Genomic DNA, 14,637 nt, shown 5'->3' on the forward strand with positions numbered 1-14,637 from the left:
ACCCAGAACCGGCTAGGCCAGCTGGTAGGCCTCCAGCGGGAATGACTCCTGCTCCTTGTACGCGCTGGCCGTGGATGTCGGGCGCAGCAGTGCGGCCTCACCGTGCTGGTTGAAGTAGTAGCTTCGTGCCGTCTGGCAGCTGCCGAGATAGAACACCGAATTGTCCAGGTTGCCGACCATGCGGTTCAGGAACTCGGTGTTGGCCTCGTCGGTGACCTCGAAGGTTTCGGCGCCGGTGCGAGCCATCTCGCCAAAGAGCCGCTTGATGTGCCGCATCTGGGACTCGATGGTGTCGAAGTAGGACAACCCGCTGTAGGAGTAGGGCCCGTTGAGTGTTAGCAGATTCGGGAACTTGGGCACCGCGATACCTTCGAACGCCTGGAATCGATTATCCCGCCAGAATTTTCCGAGGTTGTAGTCCTCACGACCGACTACCTCGAACGCGGGGAAGGCCGATTCCCACAGATTGAAACCGGTGGCCAAGACCAAGGTGTCGATGACCGTCTTGCGACCGTCTGCGGTGACGATGCCATCGGGCTCGATCCGCTCGATCGATGCCGTCTCAAGGCTGACGTTCTTCTTGCTGAAGGCCCGGAAGTACGTGTTCGAGAATGTCGGCCGCTTGCAACCGAAGTCGTAGTCGGGTGTCAGCTTGCGGCGCAGCTCGCGGTCGCGCACCTGCGCGAACAAATGCGCCTTGGCCAGCATCGCGGCCCCGTTGTTGGCCTGCCGGAACTGACGGAAATGCAGTACTCCGCCCACCATGATCACTTCAAGGATCGCCGAACCCACTGTGCGAGCGATCTTTTGGGTACGTGGCACCTTCGCGAAAAGCTTCTTGATCACACCGGGGACCTTCGCGTCGGCCTTGGGTACGACCCAGATCGGGGTGCGCTGGTACACGGTCAGGTGCTGCGCGTCCTTGGCCAGCTCAGGGATGAGCTGAACGGCGGTGGCGCCGGTGCCGATCAGGCCAATCTTGTGGCCCGCGGCCCGATAACTGTTATCCCACTTGGTGGTGTGGATGACCTTGCCGGTGAAGGACTCGATACCCGCAATATCGGGCATCTTGGGCTGAGACAGGTATCCGGTGGCTGTCAGAAGATATTTACCGGTGAGGGTCTCACCGGACTCGGTGGCCACAACCCAGTGTTGGCCCTCCTCGTCCCAGCGTGCACCCGATACCGGGGTGTTGAACCGCATGTACTTGCGCAGGTCGTGCTTCTCGGCCACATGGGCGGCGTACTGCTTGAGTTCGGAACCCGGCGCGAACAACCGCGACCAGTAGGGATTGGGCTCGAAGGAATACGAATAGGTCGCCGAAGGGATGTCGACAGCCAGGCCGGGGTAATGGTTGACGTGCCAGGTACCGCCCAAATCGTCCTCGCGATCCAGGATCGCAAGGTTGGTCAGGCCCAGCTCCTTGAGCTGGATCGCCGCGCCCATCCCGCCGAAACCGGCCCCGACGATGACGGCGTCAAACTGCGTTGTCATGTCCCAATGCTAGCCGCGACCTCCGAGAAATGGTCCGCCTGTCTAGATGTGCTCCACACCACATGAAACGATGTGTACAGAATGACACAATGTGTCATATGGTGGATTCAACCCGAGAGGAGCACCGTCACATGATCACCGAATGCGCAGTTCACAGTGCCAAAGCGCTCGTCAGGGCGGTGTCCTCGGCCGGGTTCGTCGCCGTGGCAGCGAGCACGGCGGTATTCCTTACGCAATCCCCGCTGGCCGCCGCGGGCCCGGCCGCCGTCGGGGGCGCCCAGGGGGTCATCGACATGCTCACCTCGGAGGGGTACCGCGTCATCGTCACCAAGACGGGCGGGCGGGGCATCGAGGACTGCACGGTTCGCTCGATCCTGACCCAAACCCCGGTGCAGCACCAGCACACGAGCGATATCAGGCCGGCGCCCGCCCGCGATGGGGAAGCCCCTGACTACAAGATCGCCTATGTCACCCTGAACTGCGCGTAGGCGAAGGACGCGCGTGACTCAGCCGAGAAAGACGGGAATTCTGTTCCCGTCGGCTCCCAAGGCTGCGGTTTGTGCGGCGGTTGGGGAGCGGCGCCCCGTTCCGATCACCAGGGCGTCGGTATCCGTCAGTGTCGCGGGGATCTTGTATCCGGCGATCTGCTCCACCATCTGACGCGTACGCGAAAGCCCGGCGGCGGGTGGGGCTGCCGCGTCGGGAAGATACGCGACAAGGTCGAGATGATGCAATGTCCATTCCAGGACGTAGGCATCCAGATAATCGCCCACGGTGAGGACCTGTCCCTTGGTGGCGACGCACTGGTCGCGATGGGCGAGGAGCGCGGCGCGCCCGGCCGCGGCGCCCAGGTCATCCAGGTGAAAGGTGAGCAGGCCCGGCTCCTGGTAGGCGGCGGCCAACCTGACGATCAGCGCATCGAGGGCGTCGTCACCGGCAGGGGGCGCACCAAGGACTTCCCAGTAGGTCAGCGCATCGCGCGTCGGTGGTTCCTCGCTGGGGGTTGCCAGGGTTATCAGCACGTCCTGGGCATCGATGATCAGATGGCACACCAGATCGCGCACGAGCCAGCCCGCGCAGCCGGACGGCTGGGTAAATGCCTGGTCCGGCAGATCGGCGACGGCGGCACGCAGAGCTGCCCAGGTGTGGGTGAAGAGGTCCACCGCCGGAAAGTAGCAGTACGACAAGTGGTACGGAACTCCCGCGCCACCGCATCCGACCTCTAGTCTCAGAGATGTTCGAATTTGGGAGGCATTGAGTGAGGACGCAGCGCCACGACGACGTTGGACTTGAGGACACGCTGCGCGCGATCGAGCGCGGCGTGCTTGAGGACGTCTGGATGAGCAGGCCGCGACGCTGGACCGCGCTGGTGGCGGCCATCGTCCTGGGCGTGGCCGCGGCAAGTCGCTGGTCAAACCTCGGCGCCCAAGCCAGTCCGTCGCTGCATGTCGATGCCGTGGTGCCGGGGACGTCCATCATGTTTCTGGTGGCATGCCTTGTTTCGCTCGTAGCTCTGCGCCGGAGGCACTTCCGGTGGTGCTGCGCGGCGGCGTACACCGCGGCGCTGAGCGCGGTGACAAGTCTGGCCGCGCTGTGGTGGCATCAGACGGCGGACGGTTCCGATCCGTTGATGTGGACGCTGCTGGCTGCGCTCGCCTCCTCCACGCTGACGGTCACCTGGCTCGCGACAATCCTTACCCCGCTAGAGGATTCACAGCCCGATATGCGGGCCGGGAGCCACTAGCCGTACGGCTGAAATCCCGCCGAGCACAAAGGTTCCCACCGGCGATCCGGTCATGCACCGTGGCGTCACGTGACTACCACCAGTGCGGCGCCTGCCGTTCACGCGGGTGGACCGGCCCCGAGCGGTGGTCCCGGCGCCCGTACCGTTGCGCTGAGCTGCATGGTCGGCACCACCATCGAGTGGTACGACTTCTACCTCTACGCGACGGCTGCGGCACTTGTCCTGAGGCCCTTGTTCTTCCCGACCGTCTCCTCGACAGCCGGCACGCTGGCCTCGTTCGCAACCTACGCCGCGGGGTTCGGTGCGCGCCCCGTGGGAGCCGTCATCGCCGGACACCTGGGTGACCGGCTGGGGCGCAAGGCCGTTCTCGTTGGGGCGCTGCTCCTCATGGGCACTGCCACCGCGCTGATCGGCGCACTGCCGACCTATGCCGAGGCGGGCGTTTTCGCACCGAGCGCACTGGCGACGCTACGGGTGTTGCAGGGGCTCGCGGCCGGAGCGGAATGGGGTGGCGCCGCCCTGCTGTCGGTTGAACACGCCCCGCCCGGCCATCGGGGTCTGTTCGGCAGCTTCACCCAGTTGGGCTCGCCAGCGGGAATGCTCTTGGCTACCGGCGTATTCGGTCTCACTCGAATGCTCACCGGGCCGGACGTGTTTCTTGCCTGGGGCTGGCGCATCCCGTTCTTGAGCAGCGTCATCTTGGTGGCCGTCGGCCTGGCGATCAGATTGCGGCTGAGTGACTCAGCGGACTTCCGGCGGCTGCGCGAACGAGGCGAGCTCGCCCGGCTGCCTGTCGTGGAAGTCGTGCGCACGCAGCCCCGTAATGTGCTGTTGACCATCGGCTTACGGCTGTCCCAGATCGCCTTGTTCGTACTGCTGACCACCTACTCGTTGACCTACCTGCAAGACGTGTTCGGGAAGGACAGTCAAGTCGGGTTGACTGCCGTGTTGACCGCTTCGGCGATCGGCATCGTGAGTACGCCGGCGTGGTCGGCACTATCCGACAGGATCGGCCGACGTCCGCTTTACCTGTTCGGAGCGGTGGCCGGACCGGTGGCGTTGACGCTGTTCTTCCTGGCGGCCGGAAGCGGGTCGACGGTTCTCGTGGTGCTCTCAATTATCTTCGGGATCAACGTTGTTCACGACGCCATGTATGGTCCCCAGGCCGCGTGGTTCGCCGAGCTGTTCGACACCCGGGTCCGCTACAGCGGGGCGTCTCTGGGCTATCAGATCGGTGCGGTGCTATCCGGTGGATTCGCCCCGCTGATCGCCGCAGCCCTGCTGGCCGTCAACCATGGCAACCCATGGCTCATTGTCGTCTACTACCTGGTGCTGGCCGCACTCACGTTCGCCTCCGCACATGCCGCCCGTGAAACCTATCGAGACAAGATCGGAGCCTCTCGATGAGCCGGATCTACCTCAATGCCTTCGACATGGCATGTGTCGGCCACCAATCACCGGGCCTGTGGCGACATCCCGAGGATCAGGGATACCGATACCGGACCTTGAGCTATTGGACCGAACTCGCCCGGTCGCTCGAGACCGGCGGTTTTGACCTGTTGTTCCTCGCCGACGTGCTGGGTGCGTATGACGTGTACGGAGCTTCGCGCGATGCGGCCGTGGTCGATGCGGCGCAATTCCCGGTCAATGACCCGTCGCTGGCCGTATCGGCGATGGCGGCGGTGACCGAGACATTGGGATTCGGGATCACGCTGTCACTCACCTACGAGCAGCCGTATGCCTTGGCCCGCCGTCTCTCGACGCTCGATCACCTCACCGAGGGGCGGGTGGCATGGAACATTGTCACATCGTATTTAGACAGTGCAGCAAGGAATTTGGGACTGGACTCCCAAATACCGCATGACCGGCGCTACGACATCGCCGACGAGTACCTCCAGGTCTGTTACAAGCTGTGGGAAGGTTCATGGGAGGACGGTGCCGTGGTGCATGACAGGGCGCGGGGTGTCTTCACCGACCCGGCCAAGGTCCATGACATCGCGCACCAGGGAAGGTATTTCACCGTTCCCGGGCCATTTCTGTGCGAACCCTCGCCGCAGCGCACACCGGTGCTGTTCCAGGCGGGTGCCTCGGCGCGGGGAGTTCAATTCGCGGCGGCTCACGCCGAAGCGGTGTTCGTATCGGGTCCGACGCCGCAGGTCGTGCGCGGACCGGTGCGGGCCTTGCGTGAGGCCGCAGCGGGATTGGGCCGCGACCCGCGGGCCATCAAGGTTTTCACCATGGTGACCCCGATCGTCGCGGAGACGCGGGATCTGGCGATCGCTAAGCTGCATGATTACCGCCAATATGTCAGCCCCGCAGGTGCATTGGCTCTATTTGGTGGCTGGACGGGAGTTGATCTGGCTGGGCTCGGGGCAGACGAGGCGCTGCGGCATGTCCAGACCGATGCCAACCGTTCCGCGCTGGCCTCGTTTACCAAGGATCCGAGCCGTACCTGGACGGTGGGTGAGCTGGCGCAGGAAATCGGGATCGGCGGGCGTGGGCCGGTTCTCGTCGGTGCCGCCGCCGACATCGCCGACGAACTGGAACACTGGGTCGACGCTGCCGATGTCGACGGGTTCAACGTCGCGTATGTGACCACACCCGGGACCTTCGTCGATTTCGCCCGTTTCGTGGTGCCCGAGCTCCGGCGCCGAGGCCGGGTGCCGTATCGGCGGGAAAGGCTCAGCCTGCGCGAGCATCTCGGTGGCCGCGGGCCCCATCTGTCCGACGGACATCCGGGCCGGTCGTATCGTCGAGCAGCCCTACCCGGCTGACAAGGTGGAGTGATCTCCGAATCGATCACTGAGCGCCACAAGCAACTGATCCAGTGCGGCCAGCTCGGCGCGTTTAGCACCGACGAGCCGGTGCAGGCGCGAGAGGCTCGATGGCTTGCCGCTCTGTCTTCTGCGCTCCAGGGATGCCACATGGTCGTCGAGTTCCCGCAGGGCCACTGCACGTAGCTCGCCGAGGACATCCTGGTAGTACTGCGCCTGACGCAGATCCGCGCTCCGACCCGGAAGGATCGGATCGACGACCTTGATCAGGCCGCTCACGGTTCACCGCCCATGTTGCCTCCGGGTGTCGCTTTCATGCGCACACGCTAGGGCCGCACAATTTCCCGGACGCTGCCCCCAATTCACCGGGACATCTCAATCTGTTCACACTTCGCCGGCTATCAGCTGTGAGATGAGTGCCGAACCGCGAGGCGGGTGGAGGTCAGGCGGCGTCAGGCAACGAAGCGATCATGTGTTCCCACGCCTGATGAAGCCGGGCCGTGATCGGGCCGGTTTGCGTGATGGTCGTGACGCACCGATGGCTGTGGTCGTAGAGCTCGACCGACGATGTCAGGCCCTGGGTACCGTGCGCATGTGTCACCCAGGACTCGGCGATGAACACCGGATCCATGGCGTACCTCGAGGCCCCGAAGATGACGGCGATATGTGCGCCGGCCTGTTCGACCATCGCGGCGTGGCCACGGTGCAGCTGCACGCAGCCGCCACCGGGAACCGCGATCGTGAACGGCATGTCCACGTCCACGATGTGAGCCAGCAGATGGGGGATGACCTGCGAATCGATCTTGCGGGCGCCGGTGAACGGAAGCACGCGGTAACGCCCGGGGGTGAGTGCGTCGAGGTGGGTGAGCTGATCGGTGTCATGCCAATTGACGTCGGACCAATCGGTGACGGGGAACGCTTCGGGGGCCGCCGCCGGTGCCAGCTCGAGGGCGCTGATCGTCAGGCGGTCCGAAAGCGGGGTCAGGTAGGCGCGGTGCGTGCCGGTCTCGGCGACCATCGTCAGCGCTCGCGGTGCCAGGAAGGCATCGCGGACGAGTGCAGGGTTGAGCCGCAGGGCGATGTACTCGTCATCGCAGCACAGTGCCTCGCCGGGAAAGGCGGGTTCCAGGTACTCGCCGGTGTGGCTGATCAGGGCGGCATCGTTGGCGGTCACGGCCACCACCGTGCCAAGGGCGGGGAGTGCTTCGGCAATGGCATTGGGCCCCGCCACGATTCGTCGGGCGGGGCAGTGTTCGCAGCGCCGGCCGTCAGTACACATCGCGGACGTACCGCTTTTCCCGCTTGAGGGTGTTGACATACTCGGACGCCTCATCGGGGCTGAATCCGCCGTGCTCACCGACGATCTCGTGCAGCGCCTTGTCCACATCCTTGGCCATGCGCGTGGCGTCGCCACACACGTAGAAGTGCCCGCCATCTTGGAGCCATGCGAACAGATCCTGGCCATGCTCGCGCATCCGCGTCTGCACGTAGATCTTCTCTGCCTGATCACGCGAGAAGGCCAGATCGAGCCGGTTGAGAAGGCCGGAGGTATGCCACCCGTCGAGCTCGTGCTCGTAGATGTAGTCGTGTTCACGGTGCTGGTCACCGAAGAACAGCCAGTTGCGGCCGCTGGCGCCGCGCTGCTCACGTTCCTGCAGGAACGCGCGGAACGGCGCCACGCCGGTGCCGGGGCCGACCATGATCATCGGCGCATCGTCATCACTCGGGACCCGGAAGGACTTGTTGGGTTGCAAGAAGATACGGGCATTACTGCCACGATCTGCCAAGAATGTGGAACACACCCCGCCGCGTTCACGGCCCAGGCTCTGGTACCGCACGCTGGCGACCGTCAAGTGGATGCGCTCTGGGTGAGCCAATGCGCTGGAAGAGATCGAGTAGGCGCGGTGCTGCAGCGGTTTGAGCAGCCCCATGAACTCTTCCAGGCTCAGCGCATCCCCGCCGATGCGCAGGATGTCAAGGATGTCCTTGCCGTACAGCCAGGCATCCAGCACCTCCTTGACCCCGCCTCGGAGTGCATGCGAGAACTCCTCGCTCTCCGCGCGGTTTTCCACCTCGCTCAACAAGTCTCGCGATGGGGCGCTGATCTCGTAGCGGGTGCCCAACAGTTCACCCAGGGGCTCACCGTCGACCAGGGTCTCTGTGGAGACACGGAAGTGATCCGCGATCGCCCCTACCAGTGCCGGATCGTTCTCGGCGATGACCGCGAGCGCGTCGCCCGCCTCGTAGGTGATCCCGCTGTCCGCGAGCGCGAACTCGAAGTGCCGGATCTCCTTGTCAGAGCCCGCGCGTGAGAGCAGCCGGTTGACCCGTACCTCTGCGGGAAACGGATTCTTGCGGGTCCACCCGGAACGAACCACGGTGCTCGGCGGGGGAGTTCCAGGGGTGCCGCTGGCTCCGGCCAGGGTGACCAGGCTCGCGACTGCGCCCTGGACCCATTCCGCGGCCTGCGCCTCGTAGTCGATATCGCAGTCGGCACGACCGACCACCCGACTCGCGCCGAGTTGTTCGAGACGGGTGTCGATGAGCTTGCCGGCCTGGCAGAAACCGTCGTAACTGGTGTCGCCGAGGGCGAGCACACCGTAGGACACCCCTTCGAGACGGGGCGCCAGTGTTGAAGACAGTGCTTCCCAGAACAGTTCGGCGTTATCGGGCATCTCGCCCTCGCCATAGGTGGACGTGACGATGAGGACGTATTTCAGTCCGGCGAACTGATCGAGCGCTATCTCCTCGAGGCCGCTGACCGTCACGTCGAATCCCTGAGCCTTGGCCGCGGCGGCAGCGTCGCCCGCCACGATTTCGGCATTACCGGTCTGGGTGCCGTACAGGATGCGCAGCGGCGGGCGGGGAGCTGCCAGGTCCCCGGAGGCCGCCGGCGGTGGCGCTGCCAGGTTCATGGCGAGACGGGAGTGCAGCCCCGCCAGGAATCCGGAGAGCCAGGCGCGCTGGTCCTCGTTGAATGGGGCGTCTTCGGGAATGTAGGCGATCTTCATGGCTTCTTCACGTGGTCTGGAGGGACGGTCCGGACAGGGCGACAACAGGTAACGCTTGATGTGCGAACAGTTCTTCGAAGGAAGGCAGACGGCCGATCTTGTCCCGGTTTTTGTTGCTCTGGTACAGGATCCAGCCGTAGGTTCCCGGGCTGTCCATGGACAAGACGTTGCGTTGGCTCAGCGCCTCCTTGTAATCGTTGAGGCGCTTGTCCGCGATCAGCACGGCCAGGTCCTCATCGCTATGCCCGTCGATCGCCTCACGTGCATACTTTTGCAGCTTCTGGATCAAGAAGAAGTCCTCGGTGAGTACGAGATTGCGCACTGCCTTGCCGATCCGGGGGTCGGTGACGTCCGTGACGTTCGGCATCCTGGACAGCGCGAGCTGCTGGGCCATGTTCAGCACCGTGTAGGTGTTCAGCAGCGCGTACATCCCTTCGGTATCGGTGTCGCCGTATGCGGGCACCGATCCTTCGAGGACATCGCGCTGGCTCCGGTAGGACAGCTTGAACTTGTGTACTTGGTAGCCGGCCAGGGCGGCGGCCAATTCGTCCAGCAGTTCCTTGCGTGTCTTGCCTTGCAGAATGGCGTCGGAATCCTGGTACTGCAACAGCGCCCGCGACATCGTGTAGACCAGGTGCTCCCGGGTGCTCTGCCAATCATCAAGCAGGGCTTGGCCTCTGACTGACCCGGTGGCCGCCACATGCCATTGCAGCAGGATGCGGGCTGCGGCCTCGTGGAACGGGGCATCGGTCACGGGCAGTACCAGCACCGAGTCGCTGCTGACCTTCGAGGGCAGTTCGCCGTGCGGGTCGTACTGGTACAGGAAGCCGCCGCTCATCCCGTTCGCCACGCCCTTGCCGAATCCGCCGATGTTGAGCACGGCACCATTGGTCATGTATTCACAAAGGAATTCGCCGACGCCCTCGACCACTGCCGTTGCACCCGAGTTCCGAACCGCGAAGCGGTCCCCGGCCTGGCCTTCTACGAACAGGCGTCCCCCCGAAGCACCGAAGAGGGCGAAGTTTCCGATCAGGACGTTGCCGCCCGGCGCCTCCGAACCACCGCCGGGTGAGCGCACGGTGATCGTGCCGCCGCAGGCGCTCTTACCGACTCCATCGTTGCAGGTGCCCGTGTGCATCAGCATCATGCCGTCGTTGCAGAACACGCCGTAGCTCTGGCCTGCCGAGCCCGTTGTGGTGATCGAGACACTCTCGGGTAGCAAGTAACGACGGCCACGTTCGTCAACGGCGACCGCGGATCCTTCTGCCCCTTGATAGTTGAGCATCCGCTCGATATCGATCGCGAGCTGACCGCCGACGCTCTTGTTCTGGTTGGTCAGCTGTCTGGGTGGCAGTACCGTGCCGTCGAGGTCGAGCTGCTCGGTGAACGCGTCGTCCACGGAGTAGTCCTTCTCCATGTACACCGGATTCTGGACGACGAATTCCTCTGCCACCGCAAGCATGCGGCGCAGATCGAGGGTGCCGATGCTCGACGGGTGATCCAGCAGATGCAGGAGGTCGCTGCGACCGCGCGCTTCACGCAGCGTCCGCAGGCCGAGCGTCGCCAGCAGCTCCCGCACTTCGTGCGCGATGTTCAGCAGATACTGGGCAAGTGCCCGAGGATCACCCTCGAAGACCTCGGCGTTGGTCGTCAGCCCGGCCGGACATTTGATGTTGCAGTTCTTGGCCATGACGCACTTGAGCATCATCAGGGCGGTGGTCCCGAACTCGAAACTGTCCGCCCCCAGCAGCGCTGACTTGATGACGTCGCTGGCGGTCTGATGCGCGCCCGAGCAGCGGAGCACAACCTTCTGCCGGATTCCATTGGCGCACAAAGCCTGATGCACTTCGGCCACACCGATTTCCGCCGAGCGGCCCGCATACTTGAGGCTTGTCACGGCCGCCGCTCCGGTGCCACCGGTGTTGCCCGCGACATTGATGACATCGGCGCCGGCCTTGGCAACACCCACGGCAATCGTGCCGATGCCCTCCGAAGAAACCAGTTTCACGATCACCCGGACACGGGCCGCCTTGCAATCGTGGATCAGCTGCGCGAGGTCCTCGATCGAGTACGTGTCGTGATGGGGCGGAGGAGAGACGAGTTCGACACCCGGGGTTCCTCCGCGCGCCGCGGCGATCTGGACGGTTACTTTCGGCGCTGGAAGTTGGCCGCCTTCACCGGGTTTGGCGCCCTGCCCGATCTTGATCTCCAGCTCCTGGAGCATCGGGTCGGCAAGGTATCCCGCCCACACTCCGAAGCGCCCGGAGGCGAACTGCTTGATGCGGGAGCCGCGGATGGTGCCGTAACGGCTGATGTGTTCGCCGCCCTCGCCGCAGTTGGAGAGTCCGCCAACCAAGTTGGTTCCGTGGGCCACGGCCTCGTGTGCCGGGGCCACCAACGCGCCGTGGCTCATGGCACCCGATGTCAGCGTGGGGGTGATTTCACTGGCCGGTTGCACTGAGGACAGGGAAACCGAATCCGGAGCCGTCCTGATCTTCGTCAGGTAGCTCGCCGCTTGGCCGGTCGCCTTCAGATGCAGCTCGTCGCCGATGATCTCCTGGCTGGTGATGTCAGCGCCGAACCGGACCCGAAGCGAGGCTGCCAGCGCCGCGAGCCGCTCGTGGGTGTGTGAGAGCCGCAGCACGAACTTGCCATCGGATTCCCGGCAGGACAGGCCACGCACCTGAAAGTCGTTGTTTCCGAACCGGGCGAATTGCCCCATTTCCCTGCGGAACTCGTTGGCGGTACGCACGAAATTCACATCGGCGGGCAGCGCCAGTACGTCCCGAAGCGCCGCCGGGCGCCGGGTGCGTTCTGTGTTCATAGCCCGGACAAAACTGCGGTAGCCCGGGGTGATATCGAAACTATCGACAGCGCGCGTGGGCAGCTCGTCAAAGCTGTTGTTGCGGTACGCGCCGTCGTCCAGCCCGAACGCACCCTCGAGTTGGTGCAATGGCAGCAGCCTCAGGTAGGTCGGGTCGGCCATGTCGGGGTTTTCCGGGCGCGCTTCGTCCCCGAATGAGATGGCTTCCTCGGTCATGTCGACGAATCCGCGTACCGCCGTGGTGCCGTACGAGTGGCCCGCGCCCTCGGCTCGCTCCTTGAACAGCCCCAGCAGCGGAACGTCTTTCTCGCCGGTCACCGCCAGTGCACGCGCATGCCAGTCGGCGACAGCTGTTGCGAGAGTGGAGAAACCGACACCGGCGACCGGTGACACGACATTGGGGAAGTATCTGTGCAACACCGGATCAGAGGTATCGAGGTAATTCGGTTCGAAGAACTCGCCGCCGATGTAACTCTCGACGGTACATAGGCCCACGCGGCCCATCGTCTTCATCAGTGACTTCTCGGCCGCCTTGGCGAAATGTTTGAACGCCTTGTCGGCATCGGCCCCGTACTTCTCCTCGGCCCGCATCTGTACGGCCAGCGGGTATACCGCCGACGCGCCGAATCCCAGCACGGCGGCCACGTGGTGCGAGGAACACAGTTGTCCGCTCTCGGCGATCAACGAAACACGCAGCCGTAGGCCCTCTTCGATCAGCCGCTGATTGATGGCGGAGATGACGATGATGAGGGGCATTGCCGCGCGATCACTGGAGACATGGCGGTCGGAGATCACCGCAATGCCGCCGGACTCCCGCGCGAATTGCTCTACCGCATCGCATAGTTCATCGATGGCCCGCACGATCCGTTCGGCGTTGGATGCCGGGTCGGAGAGCTCGATGCGATAGCGCATCCCGAAACGCCGGACCGGGGTGCCCTGCTGCTCGCGGATCTTGAGCATGTCGAGATGGGTCAGGATGGGGGAGGGGACCACGATCTGCGGTGCGGGCTGAGCCCCGCTGTTGGGCTTTGCGCCGAGCGCAACACGCAAGGTCATTCCATCCGCCTCGCGGATGGAATCCAGTGGTGGGTTGGTCACCTGGGCGAACCGCTGCGAGAAGTATTTCGCAACGCCACCTTCCTGATTGGAGAGGGCGTTGATGGCTGCGCCGTAGCCCATCGCGGAAATCTTCTCCTGACCGGTCGCCAGCATCGGATCCATCAGGAACTTGAAGCTTTCCTGGTTGAGTGAGTACGCCACGTACCGCTGGTGACGGTCGAGGTCGCCGTCGTATCGTGCCGGCGAGCCCTGGCCCGCCGGGGGCACGTGGGGCAAGTCCGCGATGTTCACGCGGGCCTGCGCCAGCATGGTGGGGTAATCATGGCGCGCGGCAAGCTTTTCGAGAGCCTCGATGGTTCCGTAGGAACGGCCTTCGGCATGGTCGTAGTAGCGCATGCCGCCGGCCTCGATGCGGCCGCGCTCGATCACGGTGTCGGGGTCGAAGTAGATCTGTCCGGCCTCGGACATCACTCCGAGGTACTCGGCCGTCTCGACCGTGCGTAGTGGCCTGAGCCCAAGCCGGTCCAGGCGCGCACCGATGATGTTGCCGTCCCCGAAGATCAGCGCGGCGGGGCCGTCGTTCTTCTCCTCGTAGAGGCTGAAGTATTCGAGCATCGCCGTCACACCGGGCGAGAGTGTTGTGTCGTTCTCCCATGCGGGCGGCATCATCGCAACGACGGCGGTGACGAGGTCGAGATCGTCCTCAAGCACCCGGCTTTGCAGGGTTTGATCCAGTCGGCAACTGTCCGATTGCCCCACCGGGCGAATAATGGCCCGGTTCCGGGCCAGCGCGATCGCATTCTCGGACAAGCGATTCTTCTTGTCCGTGTTGAGCTCACCGTTGTGCGCCATCAGCCGGAACGGCTGAGCCATGGTCGCATTCGGTGCGGTGTTGGTGGAGAACCTGGTATGGAAGAACATCGAGTGCACTTCCATCCGCGGATCGGACAGGTCGCTGAAGTACGGCACCACTTCGTTGGAGTTCAGGCGCCCTTTGAGGACTTGAGTGTGCGTGCTGAGCGAGAGTGGGTAGAGCCCAAGCAGTTCCGGGCGCGTGTAGGCCACGGCCTCGATCGCCATGAGCGCCTCATGTGTCTTGCGCTCGGAATCGGAACGGAATACCCATTGCCGAATCGGCAGCTGGTACTTCACAGCGGCAGGGCGAATCGCCCCGTTGTCCACTGGCACATCCCGTGTGAGCAGGATCGTGAATCCCTGTGCCCGCAGGGCCTGTTCGATGACCGCCTCGGCCTCGGGGTGGAATGCCGGATCGGTGGGCAAGAAGAAGTTGCCCACCCCGAACTCGCCCGGCAGCAAGTCGGGATCGCCGGTCAGTTCGGAGAAGAAGCGCAAGGACAGGTCCATGTTCACGCCAGCGCCGTCACCAACGCCCTCGGAAGACATTCCTCCTCGGTGCGGCACGGCGCAGAGTGCCTCGTGGAGCTTGCGCACGACATCGTGTGTCTGGATGCCGTCTTTACGGGTCAGGAAGCCGACACCGCAGCTATTTTTCTCCTGGCTCTGGTCATACAGCCCGTTCAGCCGATTCTCCTCACCCAGCGCCGCGCACGGCGTATCCAGCGTGTGACGTTGGGTTTCTCGTTCGTTGAGCGAACCCGCCCTGACCAGCGCTCGGCATGGTCGCGACCTGGCAGACGCCGGTTCCCCGGCCTCCTGGGGTCAGTTAAACCAAGCCTAGCCTAAGTCGATGAGGTCTGATAGTCGGCGGGA

At 64.2% G+C, this 14,637-nt stretch carries 10 protein-coding genes; 4 read left to right on the forward strand and 6 right to left on the reverse strand.

Annotation, left to right across the window (positions count from 1 at the left end):
* Positions 1-12 precede the first annotated feature (12 nt).
* On the reverse strand, positions 13-1,494 hold the full coding sequence (locus HBA99_RS12380) for a flavin-containing monooxygenase (RefSeq protein WP_070930865.1): 1,482 nt from the start codon (positions 1,492-1,494) through the stop codon (positions 13-15).
* A 98-nt stretch (positions 1,495-1,592) separates the two neighbouring features.
* Between HBA99_RS12380 and HBA99_RS12385 the strand changes: the two genes are divergently transcribed.
* Entirely contained in the window at positions 1,593-1,982 is a 390-nt protein-coding gene (locus tag HBA99_RS12385; RefSeq protein ID WP_070917713.1) for a hypothetical protein, read from the forward strand.
* An 18-nt stretch (positions 1,983-2,000) separates the two neighbouring features.
* Here HBA99_RS12385 and HBA99_RS12390 read toward each other — a convergent pair whose 3' ends face one another.
* Positions 2,001-2,657, reverse strand: a complete 657-nt coding sequence (locus HBA99_RS12390) for a maleylpyruvate isomerase N-terminal domain-containing protein (RefSeq protein ID WP_070917712.1) — start codon at positions 2,655-2,657, stop codon at positions 2,001-2,003.
* Positions 2,658-2,752: 95 nt separating this feature from the next.
* Here HBA99_RS12390 and HBA99_RS12395 point away from each other — a divergent pair, with 95 nt between their 5' ends.
* The 3 genes from HBA99_RS12395 (at position 2,753) to HBA99_RS12405 (ending at position 6,012) form a co-directional block, all read left to right on the forward strand.
* The gene (locus HBA99_RS12395) at positions 2,753-3,238 is read left to right on the forward strand and encodes a hypothetical protein (RefSeq protein WP_070924091.1); all 486 of its coding nucleotides are present in this window, start codon (positions 2,753-2,755) and stop codon (positions 3,236-3,238) included.
* A gap of 159 nt (positions 3,239-3,397) precedes the next feature.
* Entirely contained in the window at positions 3,398-4,645 is a 1,248-nt protein-coding gene (locus HBA99_RS12400; protein WP_081342895.1) for an MFS transporter, read from the forward strand.
* Complete coding sequence (locus HBA99_RS12405) at positions 4,642-6,012, forward strand: LLM class flavin-dependent oxidoreductase (protein ID WP_070930862.1); 1,371 nt, start codon at positions 4,642-4,644, stop codon at positions 6,010-6,012. Before HBA99_RS12400 ends, HBA99_RS12405 begins: the two co-directional genes overlap by 4 nt.
* Here HBA99_RS12405 and HBA99_RS12410 read toward each other — a convergent pair.
* The 4 genes from HBA99_RS12410 to HBA99_RS12425 form a co-directional block, all read right to left on the reverse strand.
* The gene (locus HBA99_RS12410) at positions 6,001-6,291 is read right to left on the reverse strand and encodes a hypothetical protein (RefSeq protein WP_030097887.1); all 291 of its coding nucleotides are present in this window, start codon (positions 6,289-6,291) and stop codon (positions 6,001-6,003) included. The two genes, HBA99_RS12405 and HBA99_RS12410, sit on opposite strands and share 12 nt — an antisense overlap.
* Before the next feature lie 163 nt (positions 6,292-6,454).
* Positions 6,455-7,291, reverse strand: coding sequence for a ChuX/HutX family heme-like substrate-binding protein (locus tag HBA99_RS12415; RefSeq protein WP_057966389.1), 837 nt, complete (start codon positions 7,289-7,291; stop codon positions 6,455-6,457).
* Complete coding sequence (locus HBA99_RS12420) at positions 7,281-9,023, reverse strand: diflavin oxidoreductase (RefSeq protein WP_070917709.1); 1,743 nt, start codon at positions 9,021-9,023, stop codon at positions 7,281-7,283. The genes HBA99_RS12415 and HBA99_RS12420 overlap by 11 nt, the downstream gene beginning before the upstream one ends.
* A gap of 7 nt (positions 9,024-9,030) precedes the next feature.
* Positions 9,031-14,448, reverse strand: a complete 5,418-nt coding sequence (locus HBA99_RS12425) for a glutamate synthase-related protein (RefSeq protein WP_081342894.1) — start codon at positions 14,446-14,448, stop codon at positions 9,031-9,033.
* Positions 14,449-14,637: the final 189 nt, after the last annotated feature.

The sequence above is a fragment of the Mycobacteroides chelonae genome (genome assembly GCF_016767715.1).
Classification (GTDB): Bacteria; Actinomycetota; Actinomycetes; order Mycobacteriales; family Mycobacteriaceae; genus Mycobacterium; species Mycobacterium gwanakae.

Coding starts and splice junctions, on each gene's coding strand:
- HBA99_RS12380 (WP_070930865.1), bottom strand. CDS start 1,494: ATGACAACGCAGTTTGACGCCGTCATCGTCGGGGCCGGTTTCGGCGGG.
- HBA99_RS12385 (WP_070917713.1), top strand. CDS start 1,593: ATGGTGGATTCAACCCGAGAGGAGCACCGTCACATGATCACCGAATGC.
- HBA99_RS12400 (WP_081342895.1), top strand. CDS start 3,398: ATGGTCGGCACCACCATCGAGTGGTACGACTTCTACCTCTACGCGACG.
- HBA99_RS12405 (WP_070930862.1), top strand. CDS start 4,642: ATGAGCCGGATCTACCTCAATGCCTTCGACATGGCATGTGTCGGCCAC.
- HBA99_RS12415 (WP_057966389.1), bottom strand. CDS start 7,291: ATGTGTACTGACGGCCGGCGCTGCGAACACTGCCCCGCCCGACGAATC.
- HBA99_RS12420 (WP_070917709.1), bottom strand. CDS start 9,023: ATGAAGATCGCCTACATTCCCGAAGACGCCCCATTCAACGAGGACCAG.